Genomic DNA, 19,956 nt, shown 5'->3' on the forward strand with positions numbered 1-19,956 from the left:
CTTTCACGGGTCGCGGGACCGTCTCCGCCTCGCTACGCGGTCCGAGGGCTCAGCTCGCCGGGCGCAGCAGGCGGCGGAAGCGCTTCCTGATCTGCCAAATCATCGGCGACATGTCTTCCGGCACGTCGTTGTAGTTGCGGAAGCCGTCCTGCTCCGCCACCTTCCCGTTGGTGAAGTCCTTCAGGACATCGAGCATCCGCTGCGAGGGCAGCCGCTGCGGGTCGTCGTCCTTGGCGAACACGGCGATGAAGTCGTTCCAGTCCGCGTTCTTCTGCTTGCCCACGAATGACTCGAGGAGAGTCACCGGGTAGCCGTTCCGGCGTCCCCAGTTCTGCAGGGCGGTACCACTGTCCGGGTAAAAGCGCCAGCAGTCGACGGGGTAGCGGTGGAAGTAGCCGTTGGAGGGCACATTCAAGTAGAACAGGCCGCCCGGCTTGAGGATGCGCATGTTCTCCAGGAATGCGAGCCAGAAGAACTCGGAATGCTCGTAGCAGGAGGAGGACACGCATACGTCGGCGTACCCGGTCTCCAGGGGCAGGTTGTACGGATCCGTGATGCGGACGTCGACGCCCTTGCCCTCGACGAAATCCAGGCCGATGTACTCGCAATCTGCCGGGGCCACAGAGCGCAGCGACCCGTTCACGTCCTGGGAGCCGATGTCCACGACCCGCTTGGGGCCAGTGCCGCCGACGTACGTCCGAAAAAAGACCTCCGCGTAGTGGAGTGCGGTGTCGTGCATACCCTCTGATCCTCGTCCAGCAACCTGAGGGTGGAGGATACATGGGGAGGAGCGGCTCTACCGTAGCCCGCAGACGAGACGTGGGCCAAGCGAGACAGGGGGCGGCACCGTCGGCGTGAAGCTTTGGGGGGCTCCTCAAGCCCTGAGTTCCGTCCCGGTTCCTTGAGTGCAGCTTCCTGAGGCTGTTGCCGCAACTGGGCCGTCGCTCGGGACTGGGAGTCCAACATTCACCAAGCAAGGTCAGCGATGGCCACGCGCACCAACACGCGCTTGAGAACGTTGTGTTCGTGGCTGGGTAGTCGGCTGACACACGGATATCGACGCGCCGGACCCGCTGGCGGTGCTGCGGAAGGTCGAGGCGCGTGGCGCGACCGCCGCGCACCCGGTGAAGGGCGGTTGTGGCCAAGTCGTCCGCTTCGGCATCGCTGCAGGACGGCGTGGAAGGTGGGCGCCGCAAACCTGGAAGCTGGTGGGCTGCATTCAAGTTGCCGCAGTTTGCCAGGCGGACCATCAGCATCGCCGACAACCTCAACGTAGCCGCGTTAAGGGGTGGCCCGGCGTACTCAAGCATGTCCTGCAGCGGCCCACCTTCGCGTGGCGTGGTGGGTGTTGGGGCCGGTTGCACGCCTCGCGCAGATCTGCCGCCGGATTGCGGGCGCAATGTCTGTCGGAGAGGGTCCCCGATCAGCTTCTCGCGGCTGTTCCAGGTGATCGGCGTCGTAAGCCTTGCCGAGTGTCTCTCATCAGGTACCATTCCGCGCCAGAAGATTCGACGAGGCGTCTATGGTCGGCAAGAGGTTTGACATCCAGTTCTTGCGCGGCGTCGCGGTGCTGTCGGTGGTACTGTTCCACGCGTTTAAGGAGACTTTTGTCGCTGGATACCTCGGCGTCGACGTCTTTTTCGTCATCTCCGGATTCTTAATCACGGGCATGATCCTGCGGGACCTGGAACGCAGTACCTTTAGCTTCCATAATTTTTACAGACGCCGCGCTCGCCGTTTGCTTCCTGCGACAATATCGACTCTGTCGGTGACCACCGTTTTAGCGGTGTTCCTGCTCACTCCAGCGGAATTCGGAGACTACGCCAAGCAACTCATTGGCGCTCTGACGTTTACCGCCAATTTCTTCCTCGCGCAGCAGACAGGTTACTTTGCCGGGGAAGCAGAGACAAAAGTGCTTCTGCACATCTGGTCCCTTTCGCTCGAGGAGCAGTTCTACTTCATCGCGCCGGCAATCTTATGGTTCACCCCAATGCGCGGTCGGCCTTGGCTGCTGGTGGGGGCCGCAGGGCTAAGTGCAGCTCTGTGCTATCTCCTTATGCGAGGCGAAGTTCCCCATCTTTCGACTAAGGCAGCCGCGAAGGCGGCATTCTTCATGTTGCCCGCTCGTGCGTGGGAACTGCTAATCGGCGGTTTTGCAGCTTGGGTCATGCTGCGGCGGCCCCAGTTGCAGGTTCCATATCCGATAAAGCTTGTCGCGCTCGCACTGACGGCTGTCGTACTTGTCAGGTGGCGAGGTGCACAGCATCCGGGTATTGGTGCTGCGCTCATTTGCCTGACCACGAGCGTAATGCTGCTTGGCTCAAGCGTTTGGCTGCGCGAGAACCTTATAACGAAGGCGGTGGCGCGGCTGGGAGACTGGTCGTACTCTGTCTACCTCGTCCATTGGCCGCTTTTCGCCTTCGCCTTTATTGTGTATCTCGGAGAGCCCCCTGTGTGGCTGTGCGCAGCTCTCGTCTTGGTTTCATTGGTGCTAGGTTACCTACAATACAAATTTGTGGAGCAGCCACTCCTCAATGGCTGGCTTCAGCCTGAAAAGCGCATGTGGGTTGGCCTCGGGCTCGGCGCTGGCGGCCTGGCAGTCTGTGCCGCAGCAATTGCACATGTTTCGACTCCCATGCCAGGAATGGGCCCACAAATTGGCCTTTCCCAAGCCTGCGACCAACAAGGTGGCAAGTACAAACAACTGGCAGTATGTCGAACGGGGAATGATCCCGAGATGGTTTTGTGGGGCGACAGCTTTGCAATGCATCTTGTGCCTGGATTCACAAAGGTGATGGGTCCACAGTGGCCGTTTGTTCAGGCAACGAAATCGGCGTGCAGCCCGCTGGTTGGTCTGGCACACACCAGTGGAGGCTACAACGAGAGTTGGGCAAGGGACTGCATCGCATTCAATCGTGGCGTAGTCGAGTCGTTGCGCGACATGCCGTCGGTGCGTTTCGTGGTGCTCGCCAGTTCCTGGGTTCAAGTCCTCAATTCAGGCGGTCAGCAACTCTTTGATGTGGACCACCAGCGCCCTTGGTCGGCGGAAGTGACTAGGTCGCATCTTCTCAGCACCATTCGCGAATTGCAGGCGCTCGGTAAGCAGGTCGTCCTCGTGGGGCCGACAGCAATGGCCAAATATGATGTCGGCGCGTGCAACGCGCGGGCATTAACTGGACGCGTTCTGGCCGGGCTGGATAACTGTGATCCTCTTCGCGATGAGATTCAAGGCAGGCTGGGCAACGTGCTCGATGAGCTCCGAACAGCCTCATTGAGCACTGGTGCCGTCTTGCTGCTCCCCACGTCAGCCATGTGCACTGAACTGAAGTGCCATAGCGTTGTTGAAGGCAAGAGCGTTTATCGCGATCGCGGGCACCTGACGCCGCACGGCTCCGAGTACGTTGTTCGTTCGATGGGATTCGCCCAAGTACTCGGCCGCTCGAGCATATCCATTCCCTAGGTACAGGCCCCCTTTGTATCCGGTCAAACTCAGCGCTCTGGAGGTTCTGTAGCGTTGCGCTAGCATGCCGGACGGTAGCACCGAGTGTGCTCCGTAAGCGTCCGGTGGCGCCGTCTTGACCGCCCCGAATCTGGGAGTACTTTGGTATCTCAAGCTGCCAGCGATGCGGCAGCAGCTCGCCGATGCGGTTGGCTGGCTGTGTGGGCAGCCGCTCAGGACATCACGCAAGTAGGCGTACGGGTCGTGCTCGTTCATGCGGATCGAGTGGATCAGGCTCATGATCGCTGCAGCGCGCTTTCCAGCCCGCAGCCTGCCCGCAAAGAGCCAGTTGGAGCGGCCGATCGCAATGGGCCGGATCTGTTCACGACCTAGTTGTTGTCGGCGGGCAGGTCGCCATCGTATGTACCGGGTAAGTGCCGGCCATCGCCGCCGGCTGAGGGAATACTCAATCGCGCGGTACTTGGGCCGTAAGCGTCCGGCGATCGCATGTTGACCTGCAAGCTGGTCAGCGCAGGCGGCGTAGCGCCAGGTTCGCCGCATTGAGATCGAAGCCGTTCGGGTCAAACGGGCCGCCCCACCATAGCCACATGGCTCCGTGTTCCACGTGCGCAGGGTCACGCATGGCCTGCAGGAAGTCCATGTAGCCGGGCGTGCCGCCGACATCCTCCGGGGGGCACGCATTGGCGCCGGCGAGACACATTGGCCATGTGTTGACGTCCTCCAGCGGCTGCAGAACTTGCTCGATCTTTATCAGGTGCCGCCAGTCATCCCCGAAGTCGTAGACGTACTCGAATTCCTGAATGGCACTGCCAAGGACGTCGTCAAGTCGGAATCGCTTGTCTTCAAGCAGGTCACCGTCCAGGCCCCACTCGTCATTGCGCACTCCATAGCGTCGGTCTGCGATTTGAAATGCGTGCAGGTGGCTGTTGGTCCAGCCCATGGCGGCCTGGATCACGCGATCGAGCTTGGCGAGAGTCAGGGTGCCCGGTACCCACAGGCGCCTCCAGATCGCCGGCTCGATGTCGGCGAGGCGAACCAGCAGTTGGTAAACGTGCTGCGGGGCGATGCGGCGATCGGGGCCGGTCTTGCGGGTAACCATCCCGCCAAGGTTAGCAGCCGGGCTGAGGAGTCCAGCGATGCGGCAACAACTCGCCGATGCGGCTGGCCGGCTGCGTCGGCAGGCGCTGCATGACGTCTTTCAGATAGGCATGCGGTTCATGCGCATTGAGCTTGGCCGAGTGCACGAGACTCATGATCGCGGCGGCCCGCTTGCCCGCGCGCAGCGAGCCGGCAAACAGCCAGTTGTTGCGCCCTATGGCGATCGGTCGGATTTGGTTCTCCACCCAGTTGTTGTCCGCCGGCAGATCACCGTCGTCGATATAGCGCACCAACGCTGACCAGCGTGCGATGCTGTAATCCATCGCCTTGGCGGTGGCCGACCCCGGCGGCACCTTCTGCCGCTGCGCGAGCAGCCAGGCATGTAGCGCATCGGCCGCAGGCCTGGCCTTGAGCTGCCGTAACCGCAGGCGCTCGTCCGCCGGCAAGTCGGCGATCTCCCGTTCGACCTCATATAGCCTGGCAAACAGCGCCAGCGCCTGCTCTGCCAGCGTGCTCTTGTGGTTGGCCCACAGCTCGTGGAACTTGCGCCGCGCGTGCGCCAGGCAGCCGGCCTCGGTAATGCCCTGGGCAAACAGCGCCTTGTATCCGGCGTAGTCGTCGCACACCAGCGCACCGCGCCAGGCCTGCTCGCCAGGGTGGCCCAGGAACTCCATCGCATGCCGTCCCGCCCGGCCCTCGGCGAAGTCGAACACGACCAACCTATCCCGATCGAAGCTGGTGCTGCAGTAGCTCCAAAGGTAGGCACGCTTGGTCTTGCCTGCGCCGGGATCGAGCATTGCCACCGGCGTCTCGTCGGCGTGCAGCACTCGCCGCCTGAGGAGGTCGTCCCGCATGGCATCCACCAGCGGCTGCAATTGCACGCCTGCGGAGCCAACCCACTGTGCCAGCGTGGAGCGGGGAATCGCGAAGCCGGCGCGGCCAAAGATCGTTTCCTGGCGGTACAGCGGCAGGTGGTCGGCATACTTGGCCACCAGCACCTGGGCGAGCAATCCCGCGGTGGGGATGCCCTTGTCGATGATGTGCGCGGCCACCGGCGCCTGCACCAGGCGCTCGCATTCGGCGCAGGCCCATTTGCCGCGCACGTGGCGCTCCACCGTAAAGACGCCGGGCTGGTAATCGAGCTTCTCGGCGACGTCCTCGCCGATGCGCTTCATCTGGCAGCCGCACGCACAGGTGGTGCTCGCAGGTTCGTGGCGCACTTCGCGGCGTGGCAAGCTCACCGGCAGCGGCTGGCGCTTGGCTTGCTGTCGCTCGCGCGGCGCGGCCGCCCGCGGCGCGAGATGTTCAGTCTCCTCAGCGACCGCCTGCAGGTCGGCATCCAGGGTTTCGTCCAGCAGGCTTTTCTGTTCGGCGTTGAAGCGCTCCGACTGCGCAGCGAACTTCAGCCGCTTCAGGACCGCGTTCTCGTGGGTGAGCTTCTCGATCACCGCGTCCTTGTGCTTCGCTTCAGTCAGCAGGCGCGCAGTGAGCTCGCGCAGCTGCGCGGCATCCATGGCGTCGATGTGCTGTTCGGCGATCACGGGGCGTGATCTTGCCGCACGCGGCCGCTGTGCGCATCGGCGTTATCGGCAATTGCCTGCGACTACAGCACGGTGATGATTCCGCCATCGCCCAGCCGCTGCCACGGCAGGCCCAGCACCAGCGCTTCGAGCTGGGCTGTCGTGAGCGATGCCGTGCCGCCGATGTCTGCAGGCCAGACGAACCTGCCTTGGTTGAGACGCCGAGCCGCAAGCCACACGCCGATGCCATCGTGCACCAGCACCTTCATGCGGCTGGCCCGCCGGTTGGCAAACAGGTAGGCATGGTGCGGCCGGGCGGCGCCAAAGACATCGACCACCCGTGCGAGGGCAGTCTCCGTGCCGGCGCGCATGTCCAGCGGTTGCACGGCCAGCCAGACCGCGTCCACCCGAATCACTTGAGCAGCTCGCGCATCCACGCCGCGCACTCGACCGCGGCAGCCACCGGCCAGGTCACGGCCACGCTCGCTGCACCGCGGCGCAACTCGATGTGGATGTCTGGCACCGCGCTCGCGGCGGGGGCCGGCAACGACAGCGGGACAAAGGCAGCCGGCGTAGCGACAGTCTCCTCACCGCCGGCCAGGCGCCGCCACTTGTGGACCACATTGGCGTTGATCCCGTGCGACAGCGCCACGCTCGCCACCGAGGCGCCAGGCTGAGCGCACTCGGCCAGTACCTGCTGTTTGAGTTCGGCGCTGTGGCGCCGCCGAGAGATCTTCTTGGAGTCGTTCATGGTGTCCACCTAAATTCTTGGTGGACACCATCCTTGCCGCTTAACCAGCTGCGCTCAAGGGTGGGTTCGCCGGACGCTTACCTTGGGCCGAAGCTATTGTTGGCGGAGGAGATCGGCTACTTGCAGATCGGACGCGACGAGGTCACGCTATTCTTCAACTTGGCCAAACGGTATGAGCGCGGATCCATGGTGCATACCAGCCATCTGCCATTCACGCAATATGCCAACGACCAGACGCTCACGGGAGCCATGCTTGATCGTCGGCTGCTCCACGCGCACATCGTGCAGGTCAACGGCGAGCTTTCAAACTGCCCGCCCACCGCTGCGCGACCTAGTTCCGCGCGATCAGAAGGTAGCTGTCGCGACTCTTGCGCCGAATGAGAAGCGCACGCCGAGGCAGTGGTAGCGGCTCAACGTCACCACGCGTCGATTTCGCGACTTCAAACCCCGCACTTCTGAAGAGGTCGATCCAACTCGCCTCGCTCCGGAAGCGCACTCCTACGCCGAAAGTGTTTGCCCGCAAGGAGGGAACGATCTTTCCGATCTGGCGGGCAACGGCGGAGAGTGCCTTGCTGCTGGTGATCGCATAAATGATCTTGCCGCTCAGATCTCCGAGAAATGAGTCGTAGACGTACTCGTGCACGAAGAGGTACTTCACTCGGCCTCGCCAGGCGGTAAGGGCCTGCATCTGCATGCGTGTGGTCAGATTCCCGTTGTCCGCCACCAAGTGGTGCAGCATGAGGTTGAAACACGCCACGGCCTCATCCCCGGCAGACAAAGGTGCAAGCGCGTCACCCACAACCGCTTCGATTCCAACCGCGCGACATGCTTCAACGGACTTGGGGTCCGTGTCGATCACGCGGACAGGCTTGCCCGTTTTCCGTTGAGCCAGTCGAGCGAAATGTCCGCACCCCCCTCCGACGTCAACTACATGTCCGTCGATGTCGAGACCGCTGGTGAGATCCACGAAGTGCTGCACCTGATCGGCCGTCAACCGGTCGGAATAGAAAGCCTCGAGTTGCTCGGCGGCAAGTTGTCTCTGGCGTGCGGTCATAGGGGGCTCAGTGGAGCGGACAGAGACTGGATTATTGCAGCCGAATGCCGCAACGCGGCTGTCCAGCGTTACGCGCGCTCGTCTAGCGTCGCGCTGGCCGCCACAGAAGAAGGTGCTTGTTCCCGGACGCGACGCGCTGGCGGACAAGCGACAGCATGAGACCTATCGGGATAACCAGGGTCAGAAGCCACGGCGCTCTTGGTCCGAGATGCTCAGGAAGCCTTGCTCCATGCGCTTCCGTAACCCACAAGAGTCACCGCGCCCGCCTCCCCGTAGGCGGGCGAGCGAGGGCGCCCCAATGGAACTGTGCCACCGCTCTAGCGCGCCGGAGACCGCGGTGCACTCGACGCAGCGGCTGGCTTAACAACGTTCCGTTCCACACGGAAAGGGTTCGCAACCACCCCTGAACCGCGCAGGAGGATGTCTTGGAAGATCGAGTCCGTGACTTCTGTCGTCACGACTGCAAGTCCGGCGGGAGGCGGCGCAATCTGCGCACCGATGATGTTAACGGCACGCGAGAAGTGCAGGTGCATGGCTGTGTTGGCGGCAATGCCGCAGTCAGCGACATCGTCCTGCTCCATGACAGCGCCTGAGATCCCTACGGCGACAATGCCCCCTCCGGGAAAGCCCCGAATGACGTTGCGCATCGTTCGCAACTGGATTGCGGACAATGCAAGCAGCCCTGCGTTCTTGCCAGTCGAACCGCGCGACTCGATTGTGTTGGCCTCTACCAGCACATTCCTCGAAAAGCTTATGTGCACTGCCTGCTGGCTGCCGCCGTGCATGACATAGTTGCTTCGGACCACAGCGTTGACGGCCGCGCCGATCGTGATCCCGCGCCGAGCGTTGTCCATTACAAGATTCGAGGAGACATCAAGGTTGGAGCTCTGCCCTTCAACATAACAGACGAGACGGACGTCGGATCTGCCAGGGTCTTCGTCAAGGCGACCCGCGCCCGCGTCCGAGAGGTTCGTCTTGATTTCGTGTTGCCAGTACTGTCCGAGCCGGATCCTCAGCACACTGCCGGGCTGCTTCTCGCAGACCACCCATCGGACCTGGCTGCTGAACGTAGTCGGCACCCGTCCGTTCCCGCTCGTGTGAAACAGGACCACCGTCCCTAAGGGCAGGGAAGCGGCGTCCCCTCCCAACGTTAGCCAGCCGGACGCCGGATCGAAGGCAGAGATCCCGCGGATGTCCACATTGGGCCGATAGACCCCCTTCTCGAACACGGCCCCTCCGACCGCCGTGGCGATCCCGTCGATCCCGTTGCGATGGACGGTGTTGTGATGGATGCTCACGCCGTCGGCAAACACAACGACAATGCCGTACTTTTCGTTATCGTGAATATTGCAGTGGCGGATCTCCGTGCTCGTCGCGCGATCGAACTGATTCGATTCAACGTCGATGCCGGCTCCAGGCGCACCGGCCGCCCCGAAGATCTCTACGTTGTGGATGAGAGTGCGGCGACCCGAGACGACTGAGATTCCATTCCTGCGCGCGTTGGCGCAAGAACCGCCCACGATCACGACGTCTTCTGAGGGACCTTGGCTTCCCTCTCCCACATAGATGCAGTCCCCCTTGGGGCCCGATCCCAGGACTTGAGCGTCGCGGATACTGCACCTTCGCGCCGATTCGAAGTAAACAGTGTGGGAGGGGCGGGACTCCGCGGCGCTCCCATCCAGTGTGGCACCACCACAAAGGATGTGGGTATTCTCTACATGGGTGAGCCGCAGCAAACCCTGGCCGTTCGGCCTCTTCCGGAGTGTCACTCCTTTGTCCATCAGCAGAACGGTCTGTGACCTGACAAATACCCGACCCATCAGGTAAGTCCCCGCCGGGAATCGTACCGTGCGCCCCCTGATCGCAGAAGAATCGAGGCAAGCTTGGATGGCGTCCGTGACATCGATGAGGTCCCGCCCGGAGCGTACAGCCGTCGACTGAGCCACCGTCAGGAAGTCAAACACGCTGACTTGGTTCGCCATCTGCAATAGTACTTCGCGCGGGAGCGGCGGTGCTTCGGGGCTCGCGGCAGACGATATCGAAGCTACGTTCGGCAGACCGGCCGCTGCAAGTGCGAGGGTTTGCCGGCGAGTGATGATCATGGGGTTTCTGACTGCAATCGGAATTCCGCGGCGGCGCTGCGCGCGGGGACTGGCGCAGTTCGTCCCCGAAGTATGCGGCAGACGGCGCCAGGATGTGAACATCGCCGGGCAACGACGTTAGCATTTCTGTCGCCGGCCGCGCTACGGACGGCAAGAGCGTGTATTGTGACAACGGGCTCCGGATCCCGTATGAATCCACGCTCTTCCTGCGTGCCATCGAATTCCGCGAAGCCGCGGATGCCGCCGCGCAGCCGTCACTATGGCGCCGCGCCACGAACTCTGACGCCAAGTGGCAGTTCGTCCCCGGACAAAGGGCGTGAGCGCGCTAGTTTAAGAGCTAGCCTTCGGGCAACGCGGGTTCGCCGCGTGTAATGCGCTGCATGAAGTCAAGCTTCAAGAGAAGCCTTTTCATTCCCTGGACGTCGAGCCGCTCGGTGTTGTGGGACGTGTACTCCTGTGCTTCGCTGATGCGAGGTTCGCCCCGCTCGACGAACTTTTCGTAGTTCAGGTCCCGCCCGTCTGCCGGTACCCGGAAGTAGCCTGGCAGATCCTGGGCCGAAGCCCGTTCTTCCCGGCTGAGCAGCGCCTCGTAAAGCTTCTCGCCGTGCCTCGTTCCAATTACCCGGACCTCGTGGTTCGGCCGGTCCATTAGCTGGAGAATAGCGGCGGCGAGGGTTTCCACCGTCGCGGCCGGCGCTTTCTGGACGAAGATGTCTCCATTGGTCCCGTTCTCGAACGCGTAGAGCACCAGATCCACGGCGTCGTCCAACGTCATCATGAACCGGGTCATGGCGGGATCAGTGATGGTAATGGGCTTGCCGCCAAGCACCTGCTCCACGAAGAGCGGAATCACGGAGCCGCGAGAGGCCATCACGTTGCCGTAGCGGGTGCCGCAGATTGTCGTGCGCGTGCCCTCCAGGTTCCGACTGGCCGCGACCATGACCTTCTCCATCATCGCCTTGGAGATCCCCATTGCGTTGATGGGATAGACCGCCTTGTCGGTACTAAGGCAGACCACCCGCGCGACCTCAGAGGCAATAGCCGCATTGAGAACGTTCTCGGTGCCGAGGACATTAGTGCGAACTGCCTCCATGGGGTGGAACTCGCAAGAAGGGACCTGTTTCAGCGCAGCGGCGTGAAACACATAGTCAACGCCACGCATGGCTGCGTCGACACTGGGGCGGCTTCGGACATCCCCGATATAGAACTTCAGCTTTGGGTTCTGGTAGCCCTTCCGCATATCGTCTTGCTTTTTCTCGTCGCGACTGAAGATGCGGATCTCCGCGATGTCGGTGTGCAGGAAGCGCTTCAGGACAGCGTTCCCGAAGGATCCAGTTCCACCGGTGATGAGAAGACTCTTGTTCTTGAACAAAGGCGTACCTTTCGAATGGGTTGTCGATCTCGGAACCGCAGCCTCAGCGCACAAAAGGTTCAATTCCAGCTTGTCGAGTCGCGGTAAGACTGTAGGGTTTGCGCGCGGCAGGGGCACCGCTCCGCTGCAGTACGGCGGTACAAGCTACGGGGAACATGATGTAGAGAGCGACGCCAAAGCTGAGAAACACGTTGTTTAGGGCCGGAAAGACCAAGACGACTGCGAACACGGCGAAAGCCATCCCGAAACCGGTCCGCATCTGCTTCATGAGCCGGACCGGCAGGTAGAGCATCAGATACACGAACATGCCGCCAACCAAGAAGCCGTAGCGCGCGAAGCGGTCAAGGTAGGCGGAGTGCTTGCCGACGTCTCTGAACTCCAAAACGCCGAGGAAAGGATTCTCTGCAAAAAGACTGAGGCTTCTCAGATAGCGCTCCGTCCGGTCGCTCAATGTGCCAACCGCTTCGTCCGCGCGGAGGCTGTCGAGGATATCCTGGAACTTCTTCGCGAGATTGCTGCCGCTGGTGAGAGAGGCCAGCCAGTCCAGCAGGCTGAAGAGAATGTTCTGTTCGATCAACAGCATGAGACCGACAAGCAGCATGGCCACCAGCAGGAGGGCGCGCTTCCTAGAAGCCATGAGAGCCAAGGTCGAGAGGGCTGCCAAGTAGACGGCGATGCTGTACTGTGCCCGCAAGATGAAGATGACGCCTAGGAGAGCGGTGAGCGCCGTCAAGATTGGAACGCGCCTCTCCAGGAAGCCAAAGATCTTCGGGGTTCCGGGAATCATTCGACCGGAGCGGGTTGCGGCCAGGTACACCATGACAGGTAACAAGGTCACCATGAGATAGACCAAGCCGTAGCCGCCGATGCCTTGTTCCGCAAGCTCCATGGCCTCCTCTGACGACCGGACCAAGATGCGCGCGGCGTTATCGTATTCACTTAGGCCCATCAGACTTAATGCAAGCCAGAGGGGAAGGGAAGCGAGGGTCACCCAGAACACGGGTGCCAGCGTTTCGATCTGGCGCCTCCTGCTTTCATGAACGATCAGGAAGAACAGCAGGATTGTCGGCTGAATATGCCAATCGAACTCCGCTTCCGGGCCCAGTATCACCTCTATGCTCAAGGTGTAGATCACGTACGCCCCGGCAACCAGTACCGGCGTGGTGGGACGCGCGAAGATGTTTCCCCGTCGCGCGATCTCCAGAACGAACCAGACGAGCACGGCTGCCAAGGCGGCCACGCGGTACTCCGTGCGGTAGCCCAACGGAGGTGAAACCGCCCAGAGGCATACGTAGGCGATGGCGATGTTCTGAACCTTGAGATTCGTTCCTATGCCTCTACGATCGCGAAGCGGACGCCCGGTGGAGAGTTCATTTGGATTCATGGGCATACTCCGTCGGCGCGGGTTGAAGCAGTTCAGCATAGACGCCCATGGTCTTCTCCACGACGATCCGCTCGTCGAACTCTTCAAGGACTTTCTTCCTCGCGGCTGCGCCCAGCTTCTCGCGTAGTTCCCTGTCTTCGATCAATTGCTTCACGGCTTGCGCCAAGGCCCGCGCGTCGCGGGCCGGAATCAGCAGGCCGTCGACAATATGAGTGACGACCGTGCGACAGCCAGGTACGTCGGTAGTAATTACGGGGAGGGCGCAGGCGGCGGCCTCAATGAGCCCCTTCGGAAGTCCTTCCCGGTAACTTGGCAGCACTGCAACGTGTACCGATTGGAAGAGGGCAGGCATGTCTTCCACGTGGCCGAGCCATTGCAGGACGCCCTCCTCGACCCAACCCTGAATCGCGGGAAGAGGAACGGATGCGGGGTTCCCCACGTCAGGGGCACCTGCGAGCAGGAACTCCACTGGGAGGCCTTCCGCCCGCAGGAGTCGGGCTGCCTGGACATACTCCGCGATGCCCTTGTCCCAAAGGAGTCGGGCAGGTAGAACCACCCTGAACGGACCGCTATCGATGTCACAGCGCGTGGCAGCGGAGGGAACGAATCGGCTGCAGTCGACCCCCGAGCCTGGAATGAGGCGGACGCGGCCCGGCTGAATGAGCCGAGCTTGTTCGAACAGCGAGACATCGTCCGGGTTCTGGAGAATTAATCTCGCGTCTTCTCCGTCCAGAGCCAACCGCATGAGAAGTCGAACGATCGGCCGCAGCAGCCTCGCCAGCGGCTGCTGGCTCGTGAACACATAGCCCATCCCGGCGACTGCATTCACGCGGGCCGGAACGCGCGCCAAGCGAGCCGCCAACGAACCGTAGATGGCGCACTTGATCGTGAAACCGTGGACCAAGTCGACGTTTTCCTTCCGGACCAGCCGCCACAGCCACAACAGCAACGCAGTCTCACGGAGCGGATTAAGGCTGCGTCGGTCCATCGGCGCTGGTAGCCAGCGGAACCCCAGGTCCTGAAGACGTTCTCCATAGGGCCCCGAAGGCGAAATCAACAAGATCTCGTGACCCGCGCTGCGCAGGGCCTCCGCCAGCGACCGGCGGAAGTTGAAGAGGTACCAGTCGGTGTTCGCGAACAGAAGAATTTTCATGGGATCAGCCGACGTGACGTCTGAAAGGAACCGATGAACATTCCTAAGGAATCTGCGTGCGTGCGGTAGTCGAAAAAGGTGGCCGCCACCTCGCGACATCTGCTGCGCATGGACCTCCTTTGGGCCGGTGGAAGTTGAAGAGCCCGCTGCAACGCCATTGTGAACTGGCGAGTGGTCGGGCCTTCGCAGATCAAGCCGGTTTCGCCGTCGCGCAGGTAGTCTCCGAGATCGCCCGAGAGGTTAGCTATCACCGGCGTCCCCACGGCGAAGCTCTCGACGAACTTCGTCGAGAAGCCGGCACGGGACACTCTGTTGTCCGGCCGGATCAGTACGGAGAAATCACATTCCCGTACCAAAGCCATGGCTTGTGCCTGGGGGAGAGTGCCGTGCGAGCGTATGGAGGGCGGGATGTATGAAAGATTGCGCCGGCGAAGGCTTGGCAATGCCAGAAGTTCGCTTTCGCTTATGCCGGCAATGTGCATGAGCACTTTCCGCCCTTCCAAATCCGCGGTGAGCACGGCCTCGATGGCAACGTCAACCAAGTCCTTCTTTGCCCCCGGCGTTCCCGTATAGCAGAGCTGAAGCGGTTCGCCCCCCGTCTCGACCGGTGGCTCGGGCACAGCGTCCGTGTCCAGCGTGGGCGGGACCATCACGACAGGGCAGCACGCCTTCTCGTAGTAGCGAGCGAGGTAACTGCTGATCGCAATGACACCGTCCACCTGTTTAACGAGGTAGCGCATAGCGAGCTCGATGTTCCACTGGTACGGAGAAACGAGACTCAGAAGCGGATGAGACGACTGGTACCACTCAACGGCGTCGAATATCAGGGGGATACCCCGACGCCGGCTCCAGGGCGTGAGGCGCAGAAGGTACGGCGTATATCCGCTATACAGAATGACGGCCACGGGAGGAATCCCGTGCGAGTCTAACCACGCGACCGTTGCTCGCCCCATAGCGGCGTAGCGGAATCGACGCAGCGGCCGTGGCCAGTGTTCGGCGCTTCTCTCGCCAAGCGATACGACTTCGATGCCGGGCAGATACTCGGTCCTTTCGCGTGAGTCGGTCTTCTGGCCACTCGCCACGACGACCCGAAAGCCGGCTTTAAGCAGCGACTGGGCGTTTCCGAGAACCCGCCGCGCGGCGGCCCCGCCGTTCGGGAAGCCAAACGGCCCCACGTAGGCGATCCACGGTCTATCTTGGCTAAGCTTAGCGCCCATCGAGCTTTTTCCTGAATGCAAAGGCTACCGCCCGCAACGACTCGCGCTCGCCTGGCTGCATTCCGTACTGCCACAGAACCGCCATGTACAGGATCGTGTATGCAGAGCCTTTGGCGATCAATCCCGACCATCCTCCCGGGAGGACTGAGTCAAGCAACCAGCCCAAGAGGAAGCAAGCCGCGATAGCCAGAGCAAGTCCGCGGCAAAGTCCCTCATAGTAGTCGAGCATGCGCACCCCGGTCTGCCTTTGCAGGATGAGAAGAATCAGGAAGTGGCCAAGCAGGATGCATATGCCCGTTGCCGCAGCGGCCCCCACCACGCCATATACGTTCAGGAGGACAATCGTGAGCGGGATGTTAATAAGCGCCATTGCGGCGAAGACGGAGACCCGATACCAGTACAGGCCCTTGACCTGAAGCAGAATGTTGCGCAGGTTGCCCATGAGCTCCAAGGCATAGGGGCAAAGTGCCAGCAGCATCACGTAGTACGAGTGCGAGTACTCGGGGCCGAGCCAAAGAACGATGAACTCATCGCCAAAGATGACCAACCCCGTCAGAATGAGCATCAGGACCGTGGCTTGCGTTCGCGCCACGCGGACCAGGAGTTCCGTAAGTTCCGACGCATGGGCCCCGGCGTCCACACGACGTATGAGCTCCGGAACCATGACGCGCGAGATGGCCGTCGCGAAGCTCATGAAGTACTTGTTGAACATGACGCCAATGGCGTACATGGCCACAGCTGAAGTCCCGAGAAACGCGCCGATCAGGATGTTGTCGAGGCGCCAGTAGATCTGCTCCACCAGCATGGCCACGAAGATGGGGGCCGCGTACCGCAGAACAGGTGCTATTGCGTCACGGGAGAACCATGCGTACCGGATTTTTTCCTTCAGAACGAATTGGGCGTAGAGAAATTTGATCAGAACTGCTGTGAGCAAGGCGCCGTACGAAACCGCCACCGCCATGAGCGCTCCCATGCCTCGGCGCAGCAGGATCAGAACGATCAAGGTCGAAGCCACAGTGACGGCCATCTCGAGCAAACGGAGAAAGACGAACCTCTCACGTGCCGAAATCAAGGCGCCTACGGGATTGAACGCAACGGTGAAGGCTGTCGTTCCCGCAGCAATCGCAAACATGACCTTCAGGAGGTCCAGTTCCTGCGGCGACACCTTCGCCGAAAAAATGTGGGGCACGGCGAAGAAGAAGCCGCTAGCGACTACCACGACACCCACGCCGACCAGGCTGTAGGTAGAGAGCATCGACCCGAGGAACCTGCTTGCCGCTTCATTGTCCCCCGCGCTCCAGAAGCGCAGCAAGTGTCGAATGACTGCATCGTTCATTCCCAGGTCGAGAATAACGAGGTACGCGACGAACGAGCCCACTATGATATAGAGACCGTAGCCGCTGCTCCCCAGCGCCTTGACGAGGACGGGCGTAAACCCCAACGCAATGCAGATGTTCAGCAGGATTTGCGCATAGGCGAGGATGGCACCCAACTGGCGCTGACTCATAGGGAGCCGCCATGACAAACGCGGAAATGGTCGGGCCGCGAGTTCATGAAGCCTCGCATGCCTCCATGAAGCGTGCCGCCTGGACTTGCCAGCGTTCGTAGTGGAAAGGGTTGTCCGCGGCTACCGCGCTCTTCATGTTCTGGAGATCCTGTGGCGACATTCTCAGGGCACGTTCCAGGACGTGGATGATGTCTGCTTCGTCGTGTCCACGTGCCAGCAAGCCGTTGCGCCCGTCCTGTATGAAGATCGGCAGGTCGCTGGTGGGATTAGTGATAGTAGGTACGCCGCACGACACCGCTTCCGCATACTTCGTGGGGAACCCGACACTCGCCACCCGGTTCGGGTCACGGAAGAAAACGGAAAAGTCCGCCGAACGCAGCAGCGCCAGCGCATCCGTGTGGCTGACACGCCCGTGGAAGGTGATGACCGACGCGAGCTCGCGCAGGAGCGATCGGTCCTGAGGCCTCGCCGAGAGATACTGTTGTTCCGTTATACCGACGATCTCAAGCGCGAAGTCATATCCTTCCCGCTTATGACACGCGAACGCCTGGACGGCGTAGTTGATTTTGTCCTTGCTGAGGCCGGCGCCGGGACTTCCGGCGTAAACGAAGCGCACGCGCGTCCGACCTAGAGCCCGCGCTGGGGTCAGCCACTTGGGATCGGATCCATTCACGACGAAGGGCAATACGAGGACGTTTGCAGCGGGGTACGCTTTCACCAGATAGCGGCTGGTGAGGATGATGTTTCCAGCCTTGGGCGCCAAGACCATGGCGCGCCAGTAAGCAGCCGTCATTCTCTGGAGGTTGCGAATGGGATTGAGGCCCTCCCATCCGTACCACTCGGTACATTCGGCGACTGGCGCGATGTCGTGCCGACGGCAGATGCGCAGCAGTTTCGCCAGTGCGCGCGCCGGATAGTTGTACGCGATGATCGAATGAACTCGATGCGCCCCAATGTGCTCCAGCACGTCCTCCAGGGAGTGCGACGAGTGGACGTAGCTGCCGTACGACTTTCCCCAGAAGGGTTGCCGGATGTCATAGCACTGGAAAGCCTGGATGACCGTCTGGCAAGTCCCTCCCTTGGAGGGCGGCTGGGGCGAGAGTTTGCCGAGCATGACGACCTCGAAGCCCAGTGATCGCATGAGGGTGGCAACACCGAGGCAACGCTGCGCCGAGGCCGTCCCGTCGGGCAGAATGAATCCGCCTACGTAAAGGACGATCTTGCGCCCTTCGCGCACAAAAGGTGCCATCTCACTCACAGGTATCGTCCTTGCCCGCCAGCATTTCTTCGAGTCGCTGGACTTTCGCAGCGTCATCGCAGAGTGCCGGCGGAAGATGGCTGTTGGCCAGTGCCTCCCGGAGCGACCGGTCCGAGAGGATCAGACGCATGCCTTCCACGATCGCGTCCTCGTCGTTGGCGACGATCAGCCCCGTGCGGTGGTCGACGAGTTGCTCCTCGATGCCTGAAACACGAGTGGCCACGACCGGGCGCCCAACCACCTTGGCTTCGTTCACGACGCCGCACAGGCCTTCGTATTGCGAGAGCATGGCGACGATGTCTGCGTTCATATAGGCCGGAAAGGGATTGGCCATTCGCCCCATGAGAATCATCGAGTTTCTCAGACCCAAGTCGTCGATCTCCCTCTCCAAAAGAGACTGATCGGGGCCATCACCTACGACGAACCATCGAAAATTGAATCCGTGATCGCGAAGCCGGGCACATACTCTCGCCATCCGCCTGAGCCCTTTCGCGGACTCGAACAGCCGGCACACCGTCAGGATGCGCAACTCGCCATCGGCTCGCGGCGGAAAGGGATCGGTTCCCTCTCGGGCCCTCACGAGCATGTCATTCGCGTTCAGGACGTTATAAATAACGCAAGCCTTGTGTGCGGCCTCCGGGACCGCGGCGGCAAACGATGCGCGCGTTACTTCGGACACGCAGACGAAGTGGTCGATCTCGAATGCCGAACGGCGGAGTCTCGCCGCGAGGTGCCCTTTCTTGTCGGCGCCTTGGAGATCACTTCGAATCCAGTGAACGCGTACCTTCGCACGGACCATACGTCGACAGAACCACGAGGACGTGCCCTGCAGCAGGGTGGCGGCCATGTCATAGCGTTGGAAGAGAAACGGAAGCATCCGAATGCACCCAATAACTCTCGCGAGGCAGTAGGCTGCAAGATCCGGGATGGCGAAGAGGCGGCCCAATGGCCCTTTGGCGGCCATGAACCGGAGGCCGTAGGCGCCTGGCCGAAGACGCACGAGCCGGATGCGCGGGTCCACCTCATGCTCCAGGGCGCCGCCTCCGGTCGTCAGCACCAAGGTAATGTCCCAGCCTCGCTCCACGAGAGCCTGCAGCAGGCGGAGCGACGACTTCTCGGCGCCACCAACGTGAAGCAACGAATAGTGAAACAGGGCCCGTGTCATGGAAGCCGCGGCGCAGAAAGATTCACCGCCCACCGCTTGATGCGGCCAAGCCGCCCGCCTGAGTAGGTTCGTCTGAACTCGGTAATGACCGCGGGATCTACGCCGGGCCACGTGAGGGAGAACGGTTCGGTGCTTTCGACGAGGGTCTGGTTCTTCGCCTCCCCGGCCCTCGTATGAACGCCGCTGCCGTCGTACCCGATATTGTGAATGCGGTTGTGAACCGGATAGATGGTGAGCCGGTTCGTCATGGTCTGCCACAGGCAAAAGAGGATGCCCCAAGAGTTGATCTTTCCTTGGAGTTGCCTTCGAAGCCGATAAAGTTGATCCGAGCCGACGGAGTTCAGCCTTGCCTTGAGGGCGGGGTTGTTCCAGACATCGAGTCCGCATTGGGGTCTCCAGTCGACTTGGCTCCAGCGGTCTGACCAGATTCCCCAACCGCATGTGCTTGCCCGGGGGACCGCCAGCACATCATGACCGTATCCTTGGGGTATTCGGGTCAACGGGCAGAAACCGGTCACCGAGGCAACCCGCTCATCGTCGCGGTAGTAATCCAGTGCGGCATTCATGAAGACCAGGAAGTCATTGGAAACGAGCAGATCGTCTTCCAGAACGATGACCGTTCCATGCCGCTCCAGCATCTTGGAGACGCCAGCACGGATGGCGCTCGCAAGCCCCTGGTTGGCCGAACTCTCTTCAACGGTGAAACGGGCAAAGGCCTGCTGCCAACTGCGCTCACGCAGCATTCCTCTGACCGCGTGAACCGATGGGCGCACAGTGTCGGTGCGCGGCCCATCCGAGAAGACGACGACTTCACTTTCGTTGGCTAGCCTTGCTGATGCTAGAGTGGTCAACACCCTCCGCAGGTGCTCTGGACGGTTGTAGGCGAATACGGCGATTGGGACGGGGCGGGGCATC

Annotated in this window: 16 protein-coding genes and 3 pseudogenes; 3 read left to right on the forward strand and 16 right to left on the reverse strand. The window is 61.5% G+C overall.

Translation table 11 applies throughout. The annotated features are described in order from the left end of the window. Nucleotides 1–49 precede the first annotated feature (49 nt). Nucleotides 50–739: a methyltransferase domain-containing protein gene (locus H8N03_RS18055; RefSeq protein WP_187077602.1), complete on the reverse strand. Its 690-nt coding sequence runs from the start codon at nucleotides 737–739 to the stop codon at nucleotides 50–52. Nucleotides 740–1,055: 316 nt separating this feature from the next. On the opposite strand from H8N03_RS18055, the pseudogene H8N03_RS26690 reads away from it, so the two are divergent. Next, nucleotides 1,056–1,193, forward strand: a pseudogene (locus H8N03_RS26690) (phage integrase central domain-containing protein); the annotation flags it as partial. A 329-nt stretch (nucleotides 1,194–1,522) separates the two neighbouring features. Next, nucleotides 1,523–3,460 carry an acyltransferase family protein gene (locus tag H8N03_RS18060; protein ID WP_187077603.1) on the forward strand — a complete coding sequence of 646 codons (1,938 nt, stop codon included), beginning with the start codon at nucleotides 1,523–1,525 and terminating at the stop codon, nucleotides 3,458–3,460. A gap of 154 nt (nucleotides 3,461–3,614) precedes the next feature. On the opposite strand, the pseudogene H8N03_RS26400 reads toward H8N03_RS18060, so the two are convergent. The 5 genes and pseudogenes from H8N03_RS26400 to tnpA form a co-directional block, all read right to left on the reverse strand. Continuing rightward, nucleotides 3,615–3,916: pseudogene (locus H8N03_RS26400) on the reverse strand (transposase domain-containing protein); the annotation flags it as partial. A 49-nt stretch (nucleotides 3,917–3,965) separates the two neighbouring features. Beyond that, nucleotides 3,966–4,559, reverse strand: coding sequence for a plasmid pRiA4b ORF-3 family protein (locus H8N03_RS18065; RefSeq protein ID WP_187077604.1), 594 nt, complete (start codon nucleotides 4,557–4,559; stop codon nucleotides 3,966–3,968). 10 nt (nucleotides 4,560–4,569) lie between these two features. After that, a complete protein-coding gene (tnpC, locus tag H8N03_RS18070; RefSeq protein ID WP_222623045.1) occupies nucleotides 4,570–6,072 on the reverse strand; it encodes an IS66 family transposase in 1,503 nt (500 codons plus the stop codon). 89 nt (nucleotides 6,073–6,161) lie between these two features. Continuing rightward, on the reverse strand, nucleotides 6,162–6,485 hold the full coding sequence (gene tnpB, locus H8N03_RS18075; protein WP_187077606.1) for an IS66 family insertion sequence element accessory protein TnpB: 324 nt from the start codon (nucleotides 6,483–6,485) through the stop codon (nucleotides 6,162–6,164). Nucleotides 6,486–6,490: 5 nt separating this feature from the next. Beyond that, nucleotides 6,491–6,829, reverse strand: a complete 339-nt coding sequence (gene tnpA / locus H8N03_RS18080) for an IS66-like element accessory protein TnpA (protein ID WP_222623039.1) — start codon at nucleotides 6,827–6,829, stop codon at nucleotides 6,491–6,493. 39 nt (nucleotides 6,830–6,868) lie between these two features. On the opposite strand from tnpA, the pseudogene H8N03_RS18085 reads away from it, so the two are divergent. Beyond that, nucleotides 6,869–7,210, forward strand: a pseudogene (locus tag H8N03_RS18085) (ATP-binding protein); the annotation flags it as partial. Here H8N03_RS18085 and H8N03_RS18090 read toward each other — a convergent pair. From H8N03_RS18090 to H8N03_RS18135, 10 genes are all read right to left on the reverse strand, one after another. After that, nucleotides 7,161–7,883 (reverse strand): class I SAM-dependent methyltransferase, encoded by a 723-nt coding sequence (locus H8N03_RS18090; RefSeq protein WP_187077607.1) that lies wholly within the window; start codon nucleotides 7,881–7,883, stop codon nucleotides 7,161–7,163. The pseudogene H8N03_RS18085 and the gene H8N03_RS18090 overlap by 50 nt on opposite strands. A gap of 317 nt (nucleotides 7,884–8,200) precedes the next feature. Next, nucleotides 8,201–9,985 carry a right-handed parallel beta-helix repeat-containing protein gene (locus H8N03_RS18095; protein WP_187077608.1) on the reverse strand — a complete coding sequence of 595 codons (1,785 nt, stop codon included), beginning with the start codon at nucleotides 9,983–9,985 and terminating at the stop codon, nucleotides 8,201–8,203. A gap of 337 nt (nucleotides 9,986–10,322) precedes the next feature. Beyond that, complete coding sequence (locus H8N03_RS18100) at nucleotides 10,323–11,357, reverse strand: polysaccharide biosynthesis protein (RefSeq protein WP_187077609.1); 1,035 nt, start codon at nucleotides 11,355–11,357, stop codon at nucleotides 10,323–10,325. 43 nt (nucleotides 11,358–11,400) lie between these two features. Next, on the reverse strand, nucleotides 11,401–12,741 hold the full coding sequence (locus tag H8N03_RS18105; protein WP_187077610.1) for an O-antigen ligase family protein: 1,341 nt from the start codon (nucleotides 12,739–12,741) through the stop codon (nucleotides 11,401–11,403). Further along, nucleotides 12,728–13,894 carry a glycosyltransferase family 4 protein gene (locus H8N03_RS18110; RefSeq protein WP_187077611.1) on the reverse strand — a complete coding sequence of 389 codons (1,167 nt, stop codon included), beginning with the start codon at nucleotides 13,892–13,894 and terminating at the stop codon, nucleotides 12,728–12,730. Before H8N03_RS18110 ends, H8N03_RS18105 begins: the two co-directional genes overlap by 14 nt. Next, on the reverse strand, nucleotides 13,891–15,111 hold the full coding sequence (locus H8N03_RS18115; RefSeq protein WP_187077612.1) for a glycosyltransferase: 1,221 nt from the start codon (nucleotides 15,109–15,111) through the stop codon (nucleotides 13,891–13,893). Before H8N03_RS18115 ends, H8N03_RS18110 begins: the two co-directional genes overlap by 4 nt. Beyond that, nucleotides 15,101–16,618, reverse strand: coding sequence for an oligosaccharide flippase family protein (locus tag H8N03_RS18120; RefSeq protein ID WP_187077613.1), 1,518 nt, complete (start codon nucleotides 16,616–16,618; stop codon nucleotides 15,101–15,103). The genes H8N03_RS18115 and H8N03_RS18120 overlap by 11 nt, the downstream gene beginning before the upstream one ends. A gap of 43 nt (nucleotides 16,619–16,661) precedes the next feature. Next, nucleotides 16,662–17,867 carry a glycosyltransferase family 4 protein gene (locus H8N03_RS18125; protein WP_255428291.1) on the reverse strand — a complete coding sequence of 402 codons (1,206 nt, stop codon included), beginning with the start codon at nucleotides 17,865–17,867 and terminating at the stop codon, nucleotides 16,662–16,664. A 1-nt stretch (nucleotide 17,868) separates the two neighbouring features. Further along, nucleotides 17,869–19,041, reverse strand: a complete 1,173-nt coding sequence (locus tag H8N03_RS18130) for a glycosyltransferase (RefSeq protein WP_187077615.1) — start codon at nucleotides 19,039–19,041, stop codon at nucleotides 17,869–17,871. Further along, a complete protein-coding gene (locus H8N03_RS18135; protein WP_187077616.1) occupies nucleotides 19,038–19,955 on the reverse strand; it encodes a glycosyltransferase in 918 nt (305 codons plus the stop codon). The genes H8N03_RS18130 and H8N03_RS18135 overlap by 4 nt, the downstream gene beginning before the upstream one ends. Nucleotide 19,956: the final 1 nt, after the last annotated feature.

Source organism: Ramlibacter cellulosilyticus (assembly GCF_014297465.1).
Lineage (GTDB): Bacteria > Pseudomonadota > Gammaproteobacteria > Burkholderiales > Burkholderiaceae_C > Ramlibacter > Ramlibacter cellulosilyticus.